Here is a 22,034-nt window from a genome sequence, read left to right on the forward strand (position 1 = left end):
CCCCCCCCCCCCCCCCCCCCCCCCCCCCCCCCCCCCCCCCCCCCCCCCCCCCCCCCCCCCCCCCCCCCCCCCCCCGGAGCCGGTCCGGGATGGGACACGACCGAGCCGGGACGGACCGAGCCGGGATGGGACAAGACCGATCCGGGACGGGACCGATCCCGGGCGGGCGAGGCCGGGCTGGGTCAGAGGCGCCGCAGGCTGGACAGGACCCGGCCGAGCAGGTCCATCCCCGGGGCGCCGTTGTTCAGGGTGAGCTGGGAGACGTCCACCAGGCGCTCGGCGGCGGCATCCGCGACGAGCACCCGCACCACTCCGACCGGCAGACGCAGCCCCGCCGCAATCTCGATCACCGACTGGGGACGTTCGCACATCGACACGATGGACCGCTGCTCCAACAGCAGGCCGGGCAGTCGGGCCAGACCGAACGACGTGGTCGTCACCATGGCCTCCAGGGCCAGCAGTCGCGAGGGCCGGGCCCGACCACGGGTCGCCGCGTACGGCCGGACCAGCTCGCCCGACGGCTCCAGCGCGTCCCCGTTCACCCCGTCGCCCGTCCGTCTACGGCGAGCGACGCTGCTCGCACGGTCATGCCTCACACGCTCTCGCGGGCATCAGCACGCCGAGCCGGCGTCAGCGCCTCCCGGGTACGTGCGACGAGGACCGTCATCTCGTACCCGACCAGGCCGATGTCACAGGTGTTACTTGCCAGCACCGCCAGACAGGAGCCCTCCCCCACCGCCATCAGCAGCAGGGATCCCTGCACCATCTCCACGACCGTCTGGGTCACCTCGCCCCCGTCGGAAAACTCCGCGGCGGCGGCGGTCAGGCTGAACAGGCCGGACGCGAGCGAGCCGAGCTGCACGGCCCGCTCCCGCGGGAAGCCGTTGCACACCGCGAGCAGGTGACCGTCGGAGGAGGCCAGGATCGCGTTCGCCACGCCGGGGACGAAATCGACGAAGTTGTTGATGAGCCAGTCAAGCGAGGGGTTTTCGGGATCCGCAAGGGTCACGACCGTCCTCCAGGCAACAATGGCGGGTGGGGGGTCACGGCGAGCCGGCGGGGGACGGGACGTCACCGGCTTCGTTGCCGGTCATGTCGCCGCCCGGTGCGGCGGGTCTGGCCACGTCGGAGTCCGCGGCGACGGACCGCTGGCCGTCGCGGGCGTGCTGGACTCCCTCGTACAGGCGATTCAACCGGCCGCGGATCCAGTCCGGTGCGGGTGCCTGCGGGGTCTGCGTTGTCGATGACGGTAGCTGCACCGTGCCGAAGAACGGGTTCTGCACCGGCTGGTCGCCGGGCCGCGGTGCGGTGACGGCGGGCAGGTCGCTGGGGAAGGGCTGCGTGCTGGGTGTGCGCATCGGCAGACCCGACGGGGTGAGCCGGGACGGCAGAGCCGGACCGGGCTCCGCTGCCGGCTGCTCCGGCCGAGACGCACCGAAGGCGGGCGGCTGCGCCCCGCCGGGCCAGCCGGCGCCCGACACTCCGATACCTGACGACTCACTGTCCGATGGCACCGCACCTGATGTCCCGGCACCTGGCGGTCCTGCACCGGCCGGTCCTGCACCGGCCGGTGCAGGACCGGCCGCCGGCACAGCCCTGGCCGGAGCCGTGGCCCGCCGGGGTTCGGGAGCTGCACCATCATTGTTACCGAAGAGTACCCCGCTGCCGTTGCTCGCCGAACCCGTCCGATCCGTGATGCTGGCAGCATCGTCGGGCACCAGCCGGGTCGCGATGGCGACTCCGCCGCCCGGGGTGATGTCGTTCTGATCCCGGGTGAACCAGTCGAACGGCGCGGTCGACAGAGCCACCGGAATGGCTTCCTCGGCCGCCGTACGAACCAGATCCGCCCATCGACGCGCCGACACCTGCGAGGTCGAGGCCGACGAGGCCGACGAGGCCGACGCTGGCGGCATCGATGTCGGGGACGTCGCCGGCACGGTGGCCAGGACGACATCGACGGGTACGAGATCGTCCGGCGGCGCCATGGCGGCCGCGGCATCCGATGTGATGGAGGAGGCCTGTTCCGGCCCCTGCTGTGCCTCGACCCGGCGACGCCGCAAGGCCGCCACCGCATCGGCGATCGCCGGCAGCTCGGAGACCGGGGGCGACTCGGAGACACCGGGCCGCTCGGAGACCGGGGGCACCGCTGCGACCGCGGGCCGCTCGGAGACACCGGGCAGGGGCAGCTCGCCCGTGGCGGCGTCGCGGTCCGGCCGCGGTGGCGCGACGAGCTCGGTCGGCCGGGTGATCGTCTGGTCGGAGTCCAGATCGGGACGGGGCGCACCCGGCCCGGCCGGAACTCGCGGCAGCGGCAGCTCGGTGCGATCCGCCGTCGAGGTGGTCGCCGCCGTCTCCTCGGGGGTCTTCCGCGGGGCGGCCGTGGCGATCCGCGCCGTCACCAGCAGGGCGGCGGGCAGGGTGACCGAGGCTCGCACCCCGCCGTCCGACGACCGGGCCAGTCGCACCTCGATGCCGTGCCGGTCGGCCAGGCGGGCGACGACGAACAGGCCGAGGCGCTGGGCGATGGAGAAGTCGAACAGCGGGGGCTGCGCGAGCCGCTGGTTGGCCAGGGCCAGCTCCCGATCGGACATGCCCAGACCGCTGTCCTCGATGGTCACCAGGACCGCGCCGCCGGCCAGCGCGGTGGCCGCGAGGTCCACCGGTAGGTACGGCGGGGAGAACTGGGCGGCGTTCTCGAGTAGTTCGGCTACCAGGTGCACGACATGGTTGACCGCGTCGGCGGCCAGCCGCACGTCCGACACCTCGACGATCTGCACGCGCTCGTACTGTTCGATCTCGCCGAGGGCGGCCTGCAGCACGTCACCGAGCGGTACCGGGCCCGACCGGCGCCGCCCGGGCCCGGTACCGGCCAGCACCAGCAGGTTCTCGCTGTTACGCCGCATCCGGGTGGCCAGATGGTCGAGCCGGAACAGGTTTTCCAGCTGCGCCGGATTCTCCTCCGCGGCCTCCAGCCGGTCGATCAGCGCGATCTGGCGTTCGATCAGGCTCTGGCTCCGGCGGGAAAGGCTGAGGAAAAGGGTGTTCACGTTGCGCCGCAGTCCGGCCTGCTCGGTCGCCAGCCGCACCGCCTCGCGTTGCAGGTGGTCAACGGTGCGGGCCACCTCACCGATCTCGTCGCGCGAATCGATGCCGATCGGTCGGACCACCGTCTCGACCTGATCCGGGTCGGAGCTGCGCAGTTCCTCGATGAGCGCCGGCAGGCGAACCTGGGCGGCTTCCAGGGCGCCGGTGCGCAGGCGGCGAAGCGGGACGGTCATCGTTCGCGCGATCGCCAGTGTCCAGATGACGGCGCCGATGGTGATGACCAGAATGAAGGCACCGATCAGTCCGGTGCGTTCCCAGGCCTGCGAACGCAGGTTCTCCGCGGACCGGGTGACGTTGTCCAGCATGGCGGACTCGACCGTGCGCAGCAGTTCGATGTAGGTGGTGCTGGCCGCGAACCACTGGTCGGGATCGATATCGAGATCGCTCAGGCGCTGGCGTTGGACCGCGCGCTGCGAGATGCGCCTGACGGTCAGCACGGCCTGGCCATTGACGACCTGGTCGAAGCGGGCCCGGTCCGTTACCCGGGCGGTGGCCCGGAAGGCGTCCTGCGCAGCCTGTTCCTGGGCAAGCAGGCCGGAGAACCGGTCGGAGTCGCCGAGGACAAACCGGTGGGCGAAGGCTGTGGCGAACAGTTGTCCACGGATCTGGGACTCGGTCTCCTTCAGCGTGGTCAGGCTGTTCAGGACGGCAACCGAGTACTGCAGGTCGGTGTCGTCGCGGCCCTGCCCGATCCGGGCGTCCAGGGCGACCAGATCGGCAATCATGGCGGAGTACTGGTTGAAGATCGCGTCCATCGGCAACCCACCGGTGCGGACCAGCCGGCGTAGCGCGCCCAGGCCGTCCAGGCGACGATCGATGCCGTCGGCCAGGCGGCCACCGGTCGTACCCAGATCGCCATGGGCGGACCGTAGCGATGCACGCAGCGTGCCCACCGCGGTGTCCACCGCGCCCTGCTCGCCGTCGAGGCGGGCGGTCAGCGACGTCGCCGGGTCAACCCCCCGCCCGGCGCTGATGAATCCCACCGCGAGGTCACGCTCGATCTGCAGCTCGTGCACGGTGGCGACCACCTGTCGACCCAGCTTCGCCGCCGTCACCCCGCGCCCGTAGCTGGCCGCGCTGGACAACCACGTGGCCGCGGACAGCAACGCGAGCACCAGGAAGGCCGCGGTCGGCACCGCGAGAGCGGCGAACAGCTTGCCGTGTACGGGCAGGTCCCGCAGCCCGAGCCGGCGGCGGGAGCCGCGGGCCGGGCGAACCTCACGATGGGTGTGGCGTCCCGACCGGCCAGCCGGACCTGTCGCGGTCCCGCCGGATCCCGCCGCCCTGATCGGCCCGGTGACACCGGACGTCCCGGTGGCCTCGGCCACGGCGAAGCCACCCGTACTGTCGAGGTTGACGTCACCGCCAGTGCCGAGGTGGCCGTCCGCGCCGACGTGACTGCCATGACCGGTATCACGGTCGGTGTTGACCTCGGCGGACTCCCGCGCAGCCGGCTCGCGGCCCGGGCCATGGGACGCATCCACCCACGTGTCCGTTCCCGCTCGCGCTGTTTCCGGCTCGATCACGCGCCCCGTTCCTCTTCGCCTCGCGTACGCCGCCCCCGCAGACACCCGACCGGCCGGGGAACGATCCTCGGAACCGCTCGTGACGTTGCGCACTGCGACTTCCCGCCCGAAAGGCTATTTGCGTGCACGACGCCGCCGGCAGCGGGGGCACTTGACGAACCGCGTTCAATCATCCGTACCCGTACGGCCCCGCTGCTACCCGCTCCACCCGGACCACTAGTGTCGTCGCACGTCACTGTAGCTTTGGCCAGCGCGGACCAGGGAGACGGGGAGCGCGATGATCCACGGTATTCGAAGAGCATGCGCGACAACCGTCGCGCTGCTCTGTGGCGCCCTGCTCGCGTCCTGTAGTGGTGATGGTGCTGCAGAACAGCCAAATGTTTCGGGAGACATCAGGATTGGGCTGATCGCACCACTGACGGGCAACGACCCAGCCACCGGTCGCGATGCGCAACGCGGGGCGGAGCTGGCCACCCGTCTCATCAACGCCGGGACGGACGGGTTCGTATACCAGGACGGCCGAATCTGGGGACCAGCCGGCCACGCCCGACTCTCCATTGTGACATTGGACACGAAAGGCGATCGTCAGCGTGCGGCCGACGAAACGTCGACACTCGCAGCCGACAAGCAGGTGGCCGGCGTCGTCGGTGCATTTGGCGCGGACGCCACGCTCGATGCCAGTCAGCGCGCGGAACGGCTGCAAACCCCCTTCCTCAGCGGGGATGCGCCCCTGACCGCACTCACCGAACGCGGACTGAACTGGTTCTTCCGCACTGCTCCGGATACCGCGGTCTTCGGCAGCGGCTTCCTGTCGCTGCTGCGTAACGCCGAGCAGACCGGTCAGGATCCCCGCCGGATCGCGCTGTTGTACAGCAATGACGCAACCGGCAACGACCTGCGTTCGACGGTGACCGAGTTCGCCGAGGAGGCCGGCTACCCGGTGGCGGCCAGCGTGTCCTATGAGCCGGGCGATCCGAACCCGTCCGCCGCGGTGACCGCGATCCGCGATGCCGCTCCCGACGTCGTCCTCATGACCGCCGACGGTGGGGACGGCGGGCGTCTCGCGCAGGCATTCACCACCGTCGGTTACCTGCCGCCCGCCGTCGTCGTCTACGGTCCGGCCGCCCAGACCGCGCAGATCGCCGCAGCACCGGGTTTCTCCGACCGGATCAGCCGGGAGGCGGCCTGGTCGCTGCCGATCGCACGGGCCAACCCGCTCGCCGCGGCGGTGGCCGAACGCTACCAGCGCGACTTCGGCGCCCCGATGTCCGCCGAGGCCGCCAACGCCTTCACCGCCGTCACGGTCTTCGCCCGGGCGATCGACGATGCCGGCAGCATCGACCGCGAACGGGTCCGCTCCGCCCTCGTCGCGGTCGACCTGCCGGGAAACGAGACGATCATGCCGTGGAACGGGGTGCGCTTCGACGGCACCCACCAGAACACGCTCGCGGCCACCGTCATCGAGCAGAACACCGATGGGTCGTTCGCGCCGGTCTATCCCCGCGACCTGGCCACCACCACGGTGCACTGGCCACCGGCCGGCGCCGCCAGCACACCCGGGACCGCAGCCGGGACTGCAGCCGGGACCACGGCCACGGCCACAGCTGCGCGGACCACCAGGGCGGCGGCCCGGTGACCGCGGTCGAGGCATCGGCGCTCGTCTCCTTCGACCAGGCGGCGAAGCGGTATCCCGACGGCACCCGGGCCCTGGAGCCGGTGGATCTCACGGTGCACGATGGCGAGTTCGTCAGCGTGGTCGGCGCCTCGGGCTGCGGCAAGAGCACGCTGCTGCGGCTGGCCTCCGGGCTGACCCCGCCGTCCTCCGGCACGGTGCGGGCCACGGCCGAGCGCACCGGCTACGTCTTCCAGGATCCCACCCTGCTGCCCTGGCGCAGCGTGCGGCGCAACGTGGAGATGCTGGCCGAGCTGACCGGTCTACCCAAGGCCGAGTACCTGCCCCGGGCCAGCGAGCTCATCGACCTGGTGGGTCTGCGGGGGTTCGAACGCCACCGCCCCCGCGCGCTGTCCGGTGGGATGCGGATGCGCGTGTCGCTGGCCCGCTCCCTCACCCTGTCGCCGGACCTGTTCCTGTTGGACGAACCGTTCGGCGCCCTGGACGAGATCTCCCGGGAGCGCCTCGGCGACGAGGTGCTGCAGCTGTTCACCCAACGCCGGTTCCGCGCAGCGATCTTCGTGACGCACTCGGTGGCCGAAGCCGTGTACCTGTCGACCCGGATCCTGGTGATGTCCCCGCGCCCCGGCCGGGTGATCGCCGAGTTCGAGGTGCCGTTCGGCCCGCAACGCTCGTCCGAGCTGCGGTTTGACCCCGCGTTCACCCGCCTGGCGGCCGCGGTGTCACACCGGCTGCGCGACGGGGGCGACGGGGGCGGCGTATGAGCAGCAGGTCACGCGCCCGCCGGGTCGCGCAGCTGCTGCGGGCCGGGCGCCCACCGACAACCTGGCGTGATCTGCTGGCGCCACTGGTCCTGTTCGCGATCATTCTCGGCATCTGGTATTTCGTGAGTCTCGTCGTACTCGACCCGGACCGCCGGTTCCTGCTGCCCAGCCCCGACTCGGTGGTCCGGGTGGCCTTCCTCGATCTCGACAACCTGGAGCAGCTGCTGCGTGGGCTGTGGCTGTCGACCAAGGTGGCGCTGATCGGGCTGGGTGTGTCGATCGTGCTGGGGATGGCCATCGCCATCGCCATGAGCCAGGCCCGCTGGGTGGAGAAGTCGGTCTACCCGTACGCGGTGGTCCTACAGACGATTCCCACCCTGGCGATGGTTCCCCTGATTGGGTTCTGGTTCGACTACGGGTTCTTCAGCCGGGTCGTCGTGTGCGTCCTGATCGCCCTGTTCCCCGTGATCAGCAGCACCCTGTTCGGCCTGCAGTCGGTGGACCAGGGCATGCTCGACCTGTTCCGGATGCACCGGATCTCCCGGTGGCGGCGGCTGGTCTCGCTCCAGCTGCCCGCCGCGATGCCGGCGACCTTCGCCGGGTTCCAGGTCTCGGCCGGCCTGTCGGTGGTCGGCGCGGTCGTCGGCGACTTCTTCTTCAAGCAGGGCGATCCCGGCATCGGCGTGCTGATCGACCTGTACCGGGCGCGACTGCTCTCCCAGCAGCTGTTCGGGGCGGTCATTCTCGCCTCCCTGCTGGGAGTGGTCGTGTTCGTGTTCTTCGGCTGGCTGAGCCGGCTGGTCACCGGTCGCTGGTACGGCGCCGAGACCCCCTGACTCCGCGGCGGCCGCGGCGATCTCGCCGCCTCGCTTCGACGGCGGGTCGGTCGCGAGCGGAACCGTGTCACCCCCGAGGGTTCCCGGCGGACCCTCCAGAACTAGGAGCGAAATGGGACGACTGAAGCGGGGTGTGACCCTTGCCGCCTCCGCGGCGCTGGTGCTCACCCTGGCGGCATGCAGCGGGGACACGTCGGGCTCCGACTCGTCCTCCGGCGAGGGGACGTCCGCGGCCCCGGCCGCGGCCTCCGGCAGCGCGCTCGACCTGCGCGGGGACTGCCCGTCGACGGTCGTGGTACAGACCGACTGGTTCGCCGAGTCCGAGTACGGCTACCTCTACAACCTGCTCGGCCCGGACCGCAGGATCGACACCGCCAAGAAGCGGATCACCGGATCACTGGTGTCCGGCGGCAAGGACACCGGAGTCAACATCGAGGTCCGCTACGGTGGCCCGGCGATCGGCTCCGAGCAGGTCAGCGCGCACATGTACGTGGACAAGTCGATCACACTGGGCATCGTGTCGACAGACGAGTCGATCCAGAACTCGAGGTCCCAGCCCACCAAGGCGGTGTACGCACCGTTCGACGTGAGCCCCATGATGATAATGTGGGACAAGAAGGTCTACCCGAACTTCACCACCCTGGTGGACCTCGGGCAGTCGGACACCAAGGTCCTCTACTACGAGACCGACTCCTACATGCAGTACCTGCTCGGCGCGGGCATCCTGCGCCAGGGCCAGGTGGACGGCAGCTACGACGGCTCGCCGTCACGCTGGGTTTCCGCCGACGGCAAGGTGGCCGAGGCCGGCTTCGCCACCTCCGAGCCCTACATCTACCAGCACGAACTGGGCGACGGGCACAGCTACGACGTGAACCTCCAGCTCGTCAACGACACCGGCTACCCGGTGTACGGGCAGGCGCTGGCCATCCGCAGCGGGGACGAGAAGACGCTGGCCCCGTGCCTGCGCAAGCTCGTGCCGATCGTCCAGACCTCGCAGGCCGACTTCATGGCCAACCCCAGGCCGGCCAACGATCTGATCATCGCGGCGGTCAAGGCCGACAAGGCCTCGGTCTGGAGCTACTCCCCCGGCCTCGCCGCCTACGCCGTCCAGGCGATGAAGGACCGCGGCCTGGTGTCCAACGGATCGAACAGCACGATCGGGGACATGGACTCCCACCGGGTGGACCGGATGATCCAGATCCTGACGCCGATCTACGCCGGCCAGAAGAAGCCGGTCAAGAGCGGGCTGACCCCCTCGGCACTATTCACCAACACCTACCTGAACGCGAGCATTGGACTGAAGTGATCGATTCCGCCACCGTCGCCGGGTCCACCGACACGCCACGCCCAGCCGGCACCACGGCGGCACCCGTCGCCGCCGTCACGGCACCCGCGTCCGTCGCCGCCGCGCGCGGGGGGTTCGTGCTGCGCGCGCGTCACGTGCTGACGATGGGTGCGCAGGGCCAGGTGCGTGACGGGGCGGTCGCGGTCGTGGACGGGCGGATCGCCGCCGTCGACGACGACGCGACCGTCCGGGCCCGCTTCCCGGACCTGCCGGTCCTCGGCGACGGTGGCGGAATCCTCATCCCCGGTCTGGTCAGCAGCCACGGACATTTCTCCGAGGGCCTGGTCACCGGGATCGGCGAGACCCACACCCTGTGGGAGTGGTTCGTCCATGTGGTCGAACCGATCGAGGATGTGCTGACCCGCGAGATGGCCTACGTGGGCACCCTGCTCAAGGCGACCGAGCTGGCCCTGTCCGGGGTGACCACGGCGGCCGACATGTTCTGCTCCGCACCGGGGACGGCCCCGGTCACCCCGGGGGTCGTCGACGCTCTGGACCAGGTCGGGATCCGCGGTGACGTCTCCTTCGGCCCGTCCGATCTGCCGCACGCCCGGCCCGTCGACCGCATCCTCGCCGAGCACCACGCCCTGGCCGAGGCGGCTGAGCGGTCCCGGCGGACCCGCTTCCGGGTCGGTCTGGCGACGGTTCCGGCCAGCAGCGACGCCCTGCTGGCCGCCACCCGCTCCCTGCTCGCCGACGTGCCCCGCCTGCACGTCCATCTGCACGAGGTCCGCGAGGAGGTCACGGCGTCGCGCACCAGCCGCCGGGCCAGCTCCATCGAGTTCGCGGCGAGCCTGGGCCTGCTCGACGCCCAGACGGTGGCCGCCCACTGCGTCTGGCTCTCCGACGCCGACATCGCCCTGCTGCGCCGACACGAGGTCGCCGTCGCGCACTGCCCGATCTCCAACATGATCCTCGCCAGCGGGGTCTGCCAGGTCCCCCGGCTGCTGCGCGAGCGGGTACCGGTCGGCCTCGGCGTGGACGGCGCCGCCAGCAACGACTCACAGAACATGCTCGAGACCGTCAAGGCCGCCGCGCTGCTGCAGAAGGTGCACCACCAGCAGGCCGACATCCTCTCCGCGCCGGCGGTGCTGCGGATGGCCACCCTCGGTGGCGCCCGCGCCCTCGGCCTGGAGGACACCATCGGCAGCCTCGAGGTCGGCAAGGCCGCCGACCTGGTGCTGTTCGCCGAGGCCAGCCCGTCGATGGCCTTCGTCCACGACCCCTACCAGGCGGTCGTGTACTGCGCCGGTCCCCGCGACATCGCCGGTGTCTGGGTCGACGGCGAACGGATCGTGGCCGACGCCCGGATCCTGACCACCGACATCGCCGCGGTACTTCCCCAGGCCCGGGACCTGGCCGTCGAACTCGCCACCCGCGCCGGCCTGCACTCCGAACTGGCCGGCATCCCCAGCGCCGACCACTGACCCACCGACACGCCCCAGCCCCGCATTTTCCGCATCCCGACAATCCGCATCCGACAAGGAATGATTTCCGCGGTCCCACCTACGCGTCCTCCGCCCCTTCCATCCGTTTCGACCGTCACGGATGGATGGGACCGTGGGCCGACGGGGGACAGGATGGGACGGGGCGGCGAATGTTGCAGCGGTGTGACACGCGGGCTACGGATGGCCACCCCGAACGCAGACAAACGCCACCGGCGCTGCTAGCGTCGAAAACGTGAGGTCACCGGCGGGACGCCCGCACCAGTGGCCGGCCGACCTGCGATGTTGTCCGGGTTGCCCGTCCCTCGACGCGGCCACCACCCACGGGTCACGTTCGACCGGTGGCCTCCACCGCGCCGCCCACTGACCGGTCAACAGCCCACTGACGGGTCCACCGCGCCGCCCGCGCTGGCGGGTCCGCCGCGCGAAGACGTCGAAACAGGCCGGGTCGGCCTTCGTCCAACGCCGATGTCCATCCAGGGGTAACGGGGTGACGGGGCCGCGGCGCGCCGGCCGCACCTCGGGACCCGGCGACGGCTCCGCCGGCCGAGATCCAGGTCAACCCGGCCGGTGGCCCAACTGTCCGGTTCCGCCGGACGAGGCCCACGCCAGTCCAGCCAGTAGCCCAGCCATCCGACCCCGGCGCCATGTCCCGCCAGACCGGATGAACCAGTGCATCACCGACACGGGGAGAGTCAGCCAGATGAGCTCCGACGGCTGGTCGTTCGAGACCCAGCAGATCCACGCGGGCGCGCAGCCCGACCCGACCACCGGCGCCCGGGCCGTGCCGATCTATCAGACGACGAGCTACGTCTTCCGCGACACCGACCACGCCGCGGCCCTGTTCGCGCTCGGCGAGCCGGGCAACATCTACACCCGGATCATGAACCCGACCCAGGACGTGTTCGAGCAGCGCGTCGCGGCGCTCGAGGGCGGCATCGGCGCGCTCGCGACCGCGTCCGGCCAGGCGGCGGAGACGCTGGCCATCCTGAACCTGGCGCAGGCCGGGGATCATGTCGTCTCCTCGTCGAGCCTGTACGGCGGCACGTACAACCTGTTCCACTACACGCTGCCCAAGCTCGGGGTGGAGGTCAGCTTCGTCGACGATCCGGACGACCTCGGCGCCTGGCGCGACGCCGTCCGGCCGAACACGAAGGCGTTCTACGGCGAGACGATCGGTAACCCGCGCGGCGACATCCTCGACACGGCCGGCATCGCCGAGGTGGCGCACACCCACGGCGTGCCGCTGCTCGTCGACAACACCCTGGCGACGCCGTACCTGTACCGTCCGTTGGAGCACGGCGCGGACATCGTCGTGCACTCGGCGACGAAGTTCATCGGCGGGCACGGCACGGCCATCGGTGGAGTGATCGTCGATGGTGGACGGTTCGACTACGGCGCCTCCGGCCGGTTCGCGACCTTCACCACGCCGGACCCGAGCTACCACGGGCTGGTCTACTGGGACGCGCTCGGGCACGGCTCGTACATCGCGAAGGCCCGGGTGCAGCTGCTGCGCGACATCGGCGCCGCGATCTCGCCGTTCAACGCGTTCCTGCTGCTGCAGGGCCTGGAGACGCTGTCGCTGCGGATCGAGCGGCACACCGCGAACGCCCAGCGGGTCGCCGAGTGGCTCGAGGCGCGCGACGAGGTCACCTGGGTCGCCTACCCGGGCCTGCCCTCGTCGCGCTGGTACTCCCGGGCGCAGCAGGTGCTGCCTCGCGGGGCCGGGGCGATCCTGTCGTTCGGCATCGCGGGTGGGGCGACGGCGGGCCGCGCGTTCGTGGACGGGGTCGAGCTGTTCAGCCACCTCGCCAACGTCGGCGACGTCCGCTCGCTGATCATCCACCCGGCGACGACGACCCACTCGCAGCTCACCGAGTCCGAGCAGGCCGCGGCCGGGGTGACCCCCGACCTGATCCGCCTGTCGGTGGGCATCGAGAACATCGACGACATCCTCGCCGACCTCGACGCCGGGTTCCGTGCCGCCAAGCCCTGACCCGCCGGTGTCCGGTGCGTGGCGGGCCGGCGTCGACCCGGTCGGCGACCGCCGCTTCGCCCGGCTGCCGGGGCCACTGCACCTGGAGCGCGGCGGTGTCGTGGCGCAGGTCGGCGTCGCCTACGAGACCTGGGGGCGCCTTGATGCCGCCGCGGGAAACGCGGTGCTCGTGCTGCATGCGCTGACCGGCGACAGTCACGCCGCCGGTCCGGCCGGGCCGGGGCATCCGGGCCCGGGCTGGTGGGACGGGCTGATCGGGCCCGGGCGGGCGCTGGACACCGAGCGGCTGTTCGTCGTCGCGCCCAACGTGCTCGGCGGCTGCCAGGGCACCACCGGTCCGGCCAGTCGGGCGCCGGACGGACGGCCCTTCGGTTCCCGCTGGCCGGAGGTGACGATCGGCGATCAGGTCGACGTCGAGGCGGCCCTCGCCGACGCGCTCGGGATCCGGCGCTGGTCCGCGGTCGTCGGCGGGTCGATGGGTGGGATGCGGGCGCTGGAGTGGGCCGTGCGCCACCCGGGACGGGTCGACCGCGTGGTCGTGCTGGCCTGCGGCGCGGTGGCGACCGCCGAGCAGATCGGGCTGTACGCGGTCCAGCTGCAGGCGATCACCGACGACCCCGGCTGGCGCGGCGGTGACTACCACCAGCTGGACGGACCTCCCCAGCTGCCGGGCCCGCAGCTCGGGCTGGGCCTGGCCCGGCGGATGGCCCAGGTCAGCTACCGCAGCGAGGCCGAGCTCGAGGCCCGGTTCGCCGCCCGCGTGCAGCCGGACGGCGCGTTCGAGGTCGTCTCCTACCTGGACCACCATGCCGACCGGCTGGTCCGCCGGTTCGACGCGGGCAGCTACGTCACCCTCACCCGAGCGATGATGACCCAGGACGTCGGCCGCGGCCGCGGTGGCTACGCCGCGGCCCTGCGCGCCTGCCCGGTGCCGTTCACGATCGCCGGCGTGGACTCGGACCGGCTGTACCCGATCCGCCTGCAACAGGAGCTCGCCGACCTGACCGGCGTACCGCTGCGACGCATCCACTCGCACCGCGGCCATGACGGCTTCCTGCTCGAGGTCGACCAGGTCGCCGCGATCCTCCGCGACGTCCTGCCGTCGCCCTGACGGACGGCCTCCATCCGACGGCCCGCCGACCCCTGACGGCCGGCCGGCCGGCCCGGTCGGACCGCCGCGGCCGGACGGACGTCCCATCCCGGACGGGTCCTGCGGGCGATCACGTCGCGCACCCGACAGATGCCCCTTACCGTGCAGGTGCTGACCAGGCTGCCATGCTCATGCCATGACGACCATGTCCGGCGAGTGGACGCGACCGGTCCTGACGGGACGGCATGTCCGCCTCGAGCCGCTGCGCACCGAGCACTGCGGCGACCTGCTGCGCGCCGCGTCCGCGGACCGCCGTTCGTTCACCTTCACCTGGGTGCCGGACTCCGATCCGGCCATGCGCAGCTACGTGTCAACCGCCCTCGCCGACCGCGCCCTGGGCCTCGCGGTCCCCCTGGTCATCCGCCGCCTCGACGACGGGCCGATCGTCGGCGCGACACGGTTTTTCGACCTAGGGTTCTGGCGCCCGACACCGCGGGACGGCCTCGACGAGGCGAACGTGTACCCGGACGACTCCGCGGCGGCCGAGTCCGAGCTGCCCTCGGTCGCCGAAATCGGCCACACCTGGCTCGCCGCCGCGGCGCAGCGCACGGCGATCAACACCGAGGCGAAGCTGCTGCTGCTCGAGCACGCGTTCACCGTCTGGTCGACGCTACGGGTGTGCCTGAAGACGGATGTGCGCAACGCGCGTTCACGAGCCGCGATCGAACGCCTCGGCGCCCACTTCGAGGGCGTGCGGCGGGCCCACATGCTCGGCGCGGACGGCTCCGCCCGCGACACCGCCTACTACTCGATCACCGTCGCGGAGTGGCCGGCGGTGCGGGCGGGCCTGCTCGACCGACTCGACCGAACCCCGTCTCCGTCCGGTGACCCTGGATCCTGACCCGCGCCAACCGGTACCCCCTACCGATCCGCGCCCCGCTACGCGGCTGTCCGGGAAACGGGGCTCGCCGCAGGCCTGAGGGAGTCCCGCGACGACGTGGGCGGGCTGGGCGGAGTCCGGCACGTCGAGGTCGCCGCCTGGATCGCCCGCCGAGACAACAGTCGATCGGTGGCTGCGCACCGCCACGGGGAGGGGCGACGGCCGTTACTCGAAGCGAGGGGGCTGGCCGGTGGCCTCGAGGACGGACATCCACAGGTCGCCGGCCGGGTCGACCTGGTTGCGCTGGCTGACCGCGAGCCCGATCGGAATGTGGATGAAGCGGCGCCGCCAGCGGCCGACCACCATCTCGGTGCGCCCGGACATCGCCGCGTGCACGGCGGCATGCGCCAGCCGGATCGTGTAGACGCTGTCGTACGGGTTGGCCGGGACGCTGCGGATCGCGTAGCTGGGGTCGATGTACTTGAGGTTCAGTTCGACGCCCTCAAGGTCGAAGTACTCCTTGATCCGCCGGGACAGTTCCTGGCCGACGTCGTGCAGCTTGCGGTTGCCGGACGCGTCCGCCGACTGCGGCTGGTCGGTGATGAGTTCCTGGCCGGCGCCCTCGGCGACCACGACCACGGCGTGGCCGCGTTCCAAGATCCGCCGGCGCAGGTGGTTGAGCAGGCCGTCCTCGCCCTCGAGCTTGAAGGGCAGCTCGGGGATGAGCACGACGTCCGCGTTGCTCTTCGCGAGCGTGGCGTAGCAGGCGATGAACCCGGAGTGTCGACCCATCAGCCGGACGACGCCCATGCCACCGGGCGCGGACGTCGCCTCGGCGTGGGCGACCTGGATCGACTCGGCGGCCTTGCCGAACGCGGTCTGGAAACCGAAGCTCTGGTCGATGTAGGGAATGTCGTTGTCGATGGTCTTCGGGATGCCGACGACCGCGATCTTCTCGCCGCGCTCGGCGGCGACCCGGGAGATCTCCTTCGCACCGCGCAGCGTGCCGTCGCCACCGATGACAAAGAGAATATTTATGTTCATCCGGGACAGGCAGTCGACGATCTCACCCGGATCCTGCTGGCCGCGGGAACTACCGAGAATCGTGCCACCGTCGTTGTCGATGCTGGCGACACTCTCGGGAGTCAGGTCGACCACGTCATATCCGTAACGGGCGATGAAACCCTGATACCCGTTACGGAATCCGACGATGCGCCGGACCCGGTAGTGCGAGGTCAGCTCCAGCACCAGACCGCGAATCACGTTGTTCAGGCCTGGGCACAGACCCCCGCAGGTCACGATCCCGACCCGGGTCTTCGACGGATCGAAGTAGATCTTCCGCCGCGGCCCGGCGGGTTCGAACCCGGGCAAGGCATCCAGACCGACCTTGCGAGCCGCGATCATCGACGTCGTGTCGTCGTAGAGGACCTTGTCCGACTCGTCGATGTAGTGCTGTGTGGTGGGACGCTCACCCAGCAGGGGTAGCAGTGGCGAATCTATCCGGCAGGGACCCAGGGTCTTCACCGAAAGATCCGCATCGTCCACCAGCAGTGGCGCACCCACCGTTGCCCGGCCCTCACGTCTCGTTTGGCGCTTCGTCAGCAAGCGATCTGGACTGTTAACGATCTGGTCTGTTCCGCGATGTCGCTCCATACATACCCCGGGTGGGGCGGCGACGGCCCTCGCCGATCAGCCCAGTTCTTCCAGACCGAGACTACCGGCCCATACCCGCCACCAGACGGGCATCGCCGGACCAAGCCGGTCACCAGCGACGGAAACAATCACTTCATCATAATGAAACCGGGTTGACTTCGGCCGAAGTCGGGCGGAAGTTGTCCCGCGCGGACACCTCGGTGCCCGCCCCCAGCCAGGGATCACCGGCCCGCTCCCGTCGCCACCACCGCCGACCATCGCCCGGCGGACGAGCGGCGGGACGCCGGGGCAGACGACGCGTCCGACGTGCGGTCGGGTGACCTGCGGCGCGCCTGCCGCCAGAGTCGAACGGCCCGTCGACGCAGGCCCTGGGACCGCCGCGCGGAGGACCCATCGACCGGCGGTCGGACGCCCGGTCGGCTCTGGGGCGCGCAGGACGGAGCGGGCAGACTCGAACCGGGCGGACGACTGGACGAGCCAGCTGGCAGCGGTCGGGCCGGCGGACGTTCTGCCAGCACCGCAACCGCCCGACACAGACGGCTACGACCCGTGGAGGGATCGGGTCGAAGCCAGCCAGGCACGGCGCGGCGGCCACCGCCGCGATGGCGAGCGCGTCGAGGGACCGACCGCGCCGTGCCCGGACCCACTCCCATCCCGTACCGGCGGTACCCCCGCCCTCCCGCCGGCAGCCCGTGCCGTCCAGCGGCCCGCCGTGGCCGTCAGCCCGGGACGTCCATCGGCCGCGACGACCGTCAGATGTCGGCGGCGGGCATGCCGTGGCGGGGCTCGATCGCGTCGACGAGTCCCCAGGCCAGCGCCTGGTCGGCGCCGATGGGCTGGCCGCTGAGAATCAGGTGGGCGGCCCGGTGCCGACCGACGCGCCGCGGCAGGCTGGCGGTGCCGCCGGCTCCCGGCACCAGCCCCATCGCGATCTCCGGCAGCCGGAACGTCGCGTCCGGCGCGGCCACGACCCGGGTGCAGAACGCGGGCAGTTCCGCCCCCGCACCGATGCACAGCCCATGGACGTAGGCGGTCGCCGGCACCCCGGACGCCAGCAGGTTCAGCGGAATGCTACGGCTGGTGCGCACCGCGTGCGCCCGTCCGGGGTCGGGCAACGAACCGAACTCGGTGAGATCGCCGCCGCTGGAGAAGGACGGCCCGGCACCGGCCAGCCGGATCGCCGTCAGAGCGTCGTCGAGGGCCGCCAGCCGGAACGCGGCCACCAGCCCGTCGCGCAGGTCGGTGTTGACCGCGTTGTGCCGCCCCGGCCGGTTCAGAACCACGGTGAGCACTGACCCTTCCCGCTCCACCAGCACCGCCGGTTGGGCCGGTTGGATCGGTTGCGCCGGATGCGCCGACGGGACGGTTTGCGCCGACGAGGCTGGTGGCGCCGACGGGTCGACCCGCGATGGCGGGGCGGACCGTTGGTGCACACGGGCGGCCCGTCGACGGCGGTGGTCGTCCAACCAGGCGGCGAACTCGGGGCCGGCCTGCAACGCCGAGTAGGCGAACGACTCGGCCACCACCGCGTCCCGGATGTCCCCCTGGCAGCTGAGCCGGAGCAGCTGTACCAGAGCCACCGACGCGAACGGACGGGTCGCGACCACGGTCCTCAGCACGTCAAGCGCCGCGTCCAGACCACCGGGGGCGCTGACCCACGGCCGCGGCGCCCCCGGCTCGTCGGTCAACAGGATGTCGAAGCCGGCCGCGCCGATCTCGGCGGGCACCCGTCGCAGGTCCGCGGCGACCCCGACCAGCACGCACGGCAGGTGTCGACCGCGCTCGGCCACCCGCGACGCACCCGGTGCACCGGCGTCGACCACCAGTATCGGCTGCTCGTCGAGCGGGCTGAACACCTCGGGATCCGCCTGCAGCGCGGCAAGGGCCGCCTCGGGCGCAAGGAGACTCACGCCCACCACGCTAGTGCGCCGTCCACGGATGTTCATGACCAGTGCACTGGCAGCTGTCTGCACAGACATTCGTCGCTGCTGGTAGCTGCCGCCGACCTGTCGGCCAGGACGTCGCCGGACGGCGAAGCGTCGACGACCATCCCTGGGTGCTCTCCGGAGTTTCCCGGACACCGCCCGATGTCATGTTGCCCCGTTGAGACAGATCTCGACGGCCGACCCCATCGCCGTCACAGGCCGTTGTCGACGCCGACGCTCCAGCGGAGCAGACGGGTCCTTCCGTAAGGACGAAACGGACAAAATTGCGCGATCAACCCTGTAGAAGGACCCTCTTGATCGACACGCCCGAGATTATCCCGACCCGCGAGGCAATATTAGTCACGGTACGTAATACCAGTCGCCAGATGTCGGTCGCCGGTGACCGATAGCTACCCAGGTCTAGCCGGTAGCGACCCGGCGCTCCGGACGGGGTGCTCGCAGCCACCCCACCAGCACCAGCACCAGCACCAGCACCAGCACACGACCACGACCACGACCACGACCACGACCACGACCGGAAACATTCATGGACGGCGCACCGGCACTCTCCCTCCGCCCAGGCCCGGCCGGTTGCCGGCAGCCAGCCCGTGGCCGGTCAGGAGCTGGTGGTGGAGCGCGGCTTCGGACCGGTGGAGCGCATGTTCACCAGCCGGCCAAGCAGGTCGAACCAGAACGGGGCGCCCGCGGTGAGGGCGAAGCAGGCCAGGGCGATGCCGAGGATCTTCAGCAGCCAGCCGGACACGGAGTCCGGGACCTCCCGGGGATCATCACGGCCGTCGCTGGCCCGCACCCAGCCGATGGGCAGGGCGAGCCCGGAGGCGTCCCGCACCGCGCGAACCGCCTCCTCCGTCGCGGGCACCACGCCCTCGGCGGCGGCCGAGGACGACGAAGGCGAACCAGCCGGATCGGTCGAATCGCCGGACCCCGCGGACGAGCCAGCCGGATCGGACGAGGCACCGGACGTCCTGGCCGAACCAGCCGAGGTGGCCGGGTCGGGGGTGCCGGACGCAGCCGACGAGGGGTCGGCCGGGGTCCGGTCGTCCAGGGTCGCCCGGGCTGCGGTGACGGCGGCCTCGCGGACGGGGCCGTCCTGCCACAGGGCGCGGGCGATGCCGATGGTGTCGAGGTTGAACGCGGCGGCCAGCACGATGGCGTAGCCCAGCAGGAACACCGCGATCCGCCGCCGGTACCAGCCGGAGAGGCGGTCCATCGCCTGGTCGTACCAGCCGGCGAGCTCGGCGACGACCTTGTCGCGATCGCCGCGGGCCCGCACCACCGCGGCGGTCAGAGCGGTCTTCGCCGCGGACGGTGGCAGGGCGGCCAGGCCCTGCTCGAGGGTCGGCACCGGATCGTGCCCGACCGCGGAGACCAGGGTCGTGGCGATCATTCGGCCGGCGGTGTACCGCGCCGGGGTCGCGGCCAGCAGCGCCGCGGCGGTCGACTCGTCCAGGGAGGTGGTCGCCGCCTGGTAGGCGGTGAGGTAGGCGGCACGCTGCTCGTCCGGCACGTCGGACGGGAGGGCCTCGGGGCGCAGCTGGCCGAGCATGGCCCGTGCGGGCGGATCCACCAGGTCGACGAGGGCCTCGGCGAAGATCGTGGAGGGCACGTAGGACGGCAGCCGCAGCCGGCGGGCCCGGCGCACGGCCGCCCAGCCTCCCCCGGTGGGCGGATCGTCGGCCAGGTCGGGGCCGGTCTGCGCCGAGAGATCCTCGTGCCCGCCGGCACGCAGCATCCGCAGCGGCCCGTCGAACAGCCGTGCGACGAGATCGCCGGGGCGGTTCTCCGCCTCACCCGCACCACCCGCGGGGACGCCGAGCAGACCGCGCAGGGCGGTCTCCAGGCGGCGTTCCCGGTAGTGGAGCACGCCGAGCACGGCCTCGTTGATCCTGGAAACCGCCAGGCTGAAGGCGGCGAACAGCAGCGCGAGACCGATCAGGACGTCCAGTGCCGACGAGTCCGGCATGCCGCTCCCCCCTGCGCATCCCGGGGCGGACGCGCACCGACCGTCCGCCGGACACCAGCCGGCGCAGGACAGACCGCGCATTTGTACACCGCGCCCACAAACCGCCACCAACCGGTGTCGCCAGGTGTCGACCTCGGCCTCTCGGCGATCAACGGGACGGCCGAACGGGACGGCCGAACGGGACGGCCGCGGGCCGTGGCTCGATGCGTGGTCGGTGGGCCCGACAAGAACCGGGATCAGCAACCGACCATCGCCGGACGCCCCTGGGCGGCCACCGGCGGGCCGGCGAGGTGAAGGACCCGTCGGGTCCGGGCAGCTGGCGAAGGGGGCTCCGTGGCTGCCCGGACCCGGTCGGTCAGGCGGGTGGTGCCGGGTCGAACGGGCCCTGCGGGCCGTAGGCGGCGACCTCGGTGTAGATCGCCGGACGGCGATCGGGGTCCTGCAGGGGGCGCAGCGGCGAGGTCGTCCCGCGGTGGTTCGCCCCCTGCTCCCACGTGCTGAACTCGGCCATGCTCGACCACACACTGATCACGGCGTACCGCGCCGGCTCGGCCGCGGAACGCTGCAGGGTGTTGCCCAGCAGGCCGGGCGTGCCGACCAGCTTGGAGCTGATCTCGTGGTAGGCCCGCTCGACCGCACCGGGATCGCCCGGCGGATCGACCGCCCAGAGCATCACCCGCACCCGCGCGGCACCCTCGTCCACCATGGCGCTAGCCTGCCGCGGGCAGCGGCTGGGCGGCCGTGCCCGTGAGGTGCGCCAGGACGGACCCGGTGACCATCGACCCGCTGGCCCGCAGCGGATGCAGGATCTGGCGGTGGGTCAGATGGCCCTCGCTGAGCTCGAACGCGCGGAAGAGCTCCTCGTTCACCCAGTCGCTGATGATGTAGTAGGTGCTGGGTTCGTCCTGGGAGCGCACCAGCCACTGGCCGAGGTTCGCCGGATGCGAGGTGATCCCGTCGCCGATGTTGAGCCAGGTCTGCTCGAACTCGGCCTCACGACCAGGATGGATCCGCATCGTCAGCATGATCCGAAACGGCGGTTCCGCGGCCATCAGATGCCTCCGTCCACGGTGAAGGTGGCGCCGTTGACGTAGGACGACACGTCGCTGGCCAGGAACAGCACGACCGCGGCGACCTCGTGGGCCTCGCCGAGGCGACCGAGCGGGATGCGGTTGGTGTAGGCCGCGCGTGCCGCGTCGGGCATACCGGACGCCTGGTCGGTCTCGATGACGCCCGGCGAGACCAGGTTCACCCGGATCCCGCGGCTGCCCAACTCCTTGGACAGCGACCGGGTCAGGCCGATCAGGCCGGTCTTCGCCGCGGTGTAGTGGGCGCGCAGCGGCACGCCGACCAGGCCCGCCCCGGAGCCGATGTTGACCACCGAGCCGGCGTCGCCGAGCAGCGCCAGCGCCCCCTGGGTGACCAGGTGGGTCGCGGTGAGGTTGGTGGCCAGGACCTGGGTCCACGCCTCCAGCGGCAGCTGTGCGTACGGGACGTGGCTGATCGTGCCGACGCTGTTGACGACGATGTCGAGGCCGCCGAGGTGGGTGCCGGTGGCCTCGAGCAGCTCGCCGATCTGGGCGGGGTCGGCGACGTCGGCCTGGACGAGCAGGTGGTCGCCGCCGGTGTCCTTGAGCTCGCGGCGCAGGCTCTCGGCCTCCTCGGTCTGGCGCTGGTGGCCGACGACGACGGTCGCGCCGGCCCGGGCGAGGCCGAGCACGACCTCACGGCCGATCCCGCGGGTGCCGCCGGTGACCAGGGCGCGTCGCCCGGCCAGGTCTGGGAACATCGTTGACTCGTCTCCTCGGTGGTGCGCTGGGGGTGCGTTCTGGTGTCGGGACGTGGATGAATC

The 22,034-nt window shown here is 71.5% G+C and carries 17 protein-coding genes; 8 read left to right on the forward strand and 9 right to left on the reverse strand.

The genetic code is table 11. From position 1 onward, the window contains the following. Positions 1–182: 182 nt before the first annotated feature. The 3 genes from ND747_RS24195 to ND747_RS24205 are packed head-to-tail and all read right to left on the reverse strand — an operon-like array spanning position 183 to position 4,589. The gene (locus tag ND747_RS24195; RefSeq protein WP_251736486.1) at positions 183–542 is read right to left on the reverse strand and encodes a DUF742 domain-containing protein; all 360 of its coding nucleotides are present in this window, start codon (positions 540–542) and stop codon (positions 183–185) included. 50 nt (positions 543–592) lie between these two features. Next, the gene (locus tag ND747_RS24200) at positions 593–1,009 is read right to left on the reverse strand and encodes a roadblock/LC7 domain-containing protein (RefSeq protein WP_251736487.1); all 417 of its coding nucleotides are present in this window, start codon (positions 1,007–1,009) and stop codon (positions 593–595) included. A 34-nt stretch (positions 1,010–1,043) separates the two neighbouring features. Next, entirely contained in the window at positions 1,044–4,589 is a 3,546-nt protein-coding gene (locus ND747_RS24205) for a nitrate- and nitrite sensing domain-containing protein (protein WP_251736488.1), read from the reverse strand. Positions 4,590–4,908: 319 nt separating this feature from the next. Between ND747_RS24205 and ND747_RS24210 the strand changes: the two genes are divergently transcribed. The 8 genes from ND747_RS24210 (at position 4,909) to ND747_RS24245 (ending at position 14,641) form a co-directional block, all read left to right on the forward strand. Continuing rightward, the gene (locus ND747_RS24210) at positions 4,909–6,267 is read left to right on the forward strand and encodes an ABC transporter substrate-binding protein (RefSeq protein WP_251736489.1); all 1,359 of its coding nucleotides are present in this window, start codon (positions 4,909–4,911) and stop codon (positions 6,265–6,267) included. Continuing rightward, positions 6,264–7,028 (forward strand): ABC transporter ATP-binding protein, encoded by a 765-nt coding sequence (locus tag ND747_RS24215; protein WP_251736490.1) that lies wholly within the window; start codon positions 6,264–6,266, stop codon positions 7,026–7,028. Before ND747_RS24210 ends, ND747_RS24215 begins: the two co-directional genes overlap by 4 nt. Then, complete coding sequence (locus ND747_RS24220; protein WP_251736491.1) at positions 7,025–7,864, forward strand: ABC transporter permease; 840 nt, start codon at positions 7,025–7,027, stop codon at positions 7,862–7,864. Before ND747_RS24215 ends, ND747_RS24220 begins: the two co-directional genes overlap by 4 nt. Before the next feature lie 112 nt (positions 7,865–7,976). After that, a complete protein-coding gene (locus ND747_RS24225; protein WP_251736492.1) occupies positions 7,977–9,170 on the forward strand; it encodes a hypothetical protein in 1,194 nt (397 codons plus the stop codon). Next, a complete protein-coding gene (locus ND747_RS24230; protein ID WP_251736493.1) occupies positions 9,167–10,636 on the forward strand; it encodes an amidohydrolase family protein in 1,470 nt (489 codons plus the stop codon). The genes ND747_RS24225 and ND747_RS24230 overlap by 4 nt, the downstream gene beginning before the upstream one ends. Positions 10,637–11,357: 721 nt before the next feature. Then, positions 11,358–12,650 carry a bifunctional o-acetylhomoserine/o-acetylserine sulfhydrylase gene (locus ND747_RS24235; protein WP_251736494.1) on the forward strand — a complete coding sequence of 431 codons (1,293 nt, stop codon included), beginning with the start codon at positions 11,358–11,360 and terminating at the stop codon, positions 12,648–12,650. Further along, the gene (locus ND747_RS24240) at positions 12,634–13,761 is read left to right on the forward strand and encodes a homoserine O-acetyltransferase (protein ID WP_251736495.1); all 1,128 of its coding nucleotides are present in this window, start codon (positions 12,634–12,636) and stop codon (positions 13,759–13,761) included. Before ND747_RS24235 ends, ND747_RS24240 begins: the two co-directional genes overlap by 17 nt. 175 nt (positions 13,762–13,936) lie before the next feature. Further along, positions 13,937–14,641 (forward strand): GNAT family N-acetyltransferase, encoded by a 705-nt coding sequence (locus ND747_RS24245; RefSeq protein WP_251736496.1) that lies wholly within the window; start codon positions 13,937–13,939, stop codon positions 14,639–14,641. Between the two features lie 204 nt (positions 14,642–14,845). On the opposite strand, the gene ND747_RS24250 is transcribed toward ND747_RS24245, so the two are convergent. The 6 genes from ND747_RS24250 to ND747_RS24275 form a co-directional block, all read right to left on the reverse strand. Then, positions 14,846–16,183, reverse strand: coding sequence for an ATP-dependent 6-phosphofructokinase (locus tag ND747_RS24250; protein ID WP_251736497.1), 1,338 nt, complete (start codon positions 16,181–16,183; stop codon positions 14,846–14,848). 842 nt (positions 16,184–17,025) lie between these two features. After that, a complete protein-coding gene (locus ND747_RS24255; protein ID WP_251736498.1) occupies positions 17,026–18,183 on the reverse strand; it encodes an enoyl-CoA hydratase/isomerase family protein in 1,158 nt (385 codons plus the stop codon). Between the two features lie 631 nt (positions 18,184–18,814). Next, a complete protein-coding gene (locus ND747_RS24260) occupies positions 18,815–20,182 on the reverse strand; it encodes a hypothetical protein (RefSeq protein ID WP_251736499.1) in 1,368 nt (455 codons plus the stop codon). A 355-nt stretch (positions 20,183–20,537) separates the two neighbouring features. Next, on the reverse strand, positions 20,538–20,888 hold the full coding sequence (locus tag ND747_RS24265) for an antibiotic biosynthesis monooxygenase (protein WP_251736500.1): 351 nt from the start codon (positions 20,886–20,888) through the stop codon (positions 20,538–20,540). A 4-nt stretch (positions 20,889–20,892) separates the two neighbouring features. Further along, entirely contained in the window at positions 20,893–21,234 is a 342-nt protein-coding gene (locus ND747_RS24270) for an antibiotic biosynthesis monooxygenase (protein ID WP_251736501.1), read from the reverse strand. Next, positions 21,234–21,971, reverse strand: a complete 738-nt coding sequence (locus ND747_RS24275; RefSeq protein ID WP_251736502.1) for an SDR family NAD(P)-dependent oxidoreductase — start codon at positions 21,969–21,971, stop codon at positions 21,234–21,236. Before ND747_RS24275 ends, ND747_RS24270 begins: the two co-directional genes overlap by 1 nt. Positions 21,972–22,034: the final 63 nt, after the last annotated feature.

The organism is Frankia sp. R82, from assembly GCF_023716925.1.
Taxonomy (GTDB): Bacteria; Actinomycetota; Actinomycetes; order Frankiales; family Frankiaceae; genus Frankia.

What these genes read in the sequence shown, in the direction of transcription:
- ND747_RS24260 (WP_251736499.1), bottom strand. Translation starts at nt 20,182, where the DNA reads ATGCCGGACTCGTCGGCACTGGACGTCCTGATCGGTCTCGCGCTGCTG.
- ND747_RS24220 (WP_251736491.1), top strand. Translation starts at nt 7,025, where the DNA reads ATGAGCAGCAGGTCACGCGCCCGCCGGGTCGCGCAGCTGCTGCGGGCC.
- ND747_RS24270 (WP_251736501.1), bottom strand. Translation starts at nt 21,234, where the DNA reads ATGGCCGCGGAACCGCCGTTTCGGATCATGCTGACGATGCGGATCCAT.
- ND747_RS24245 (WP_251736496.1), top strand. Translation starts at nt 13,937, where the DNA reads ATGACGACCATGTCCGGCGAGTGGACGCGACCGGTCCTGACGGGACGG.
- ND747_RS24275 (WP_251736502.1), bottom strand. Translation starts at nt 21,971, where the DNA reads ATGTTCCCAGACCTGGCCGGGCGACGCGCCCTGGTCACCGGCGGCACC.
- ND747_RS24265 (WP_251736500.1), bottom strand. Translation starts at nt 20,888, where the DNA reads ATGGTGGACGAGGGTGCCGCGCGGGTGCGGGTGATGCTCTGGGCGGTC.
- ND747_RS24210 (WP_251736489.1), top strand. Translation starts at nt 4,909, where the DNA reads ATGATCCACGGTATTCGAAGAGCATGCGCGACAACCGTCGCGCTGCTC.
- ND747_RS24235 (WP_251736494.1), top strand. Translation starts at nt 11,358, where the DNA reads ATGAGCTCCGACGGCTGGTCGTTCGAGACCCAGCAGATCCACGCGGGC.
- ND747_RS24225 (WP_251736492.1), top strand. Translation starts at nt 7,977, where the DNA reads ATGGGACGACTGAAGCGGGGTGTGACCCTTGCCGCCTCCGCGGCGCTG.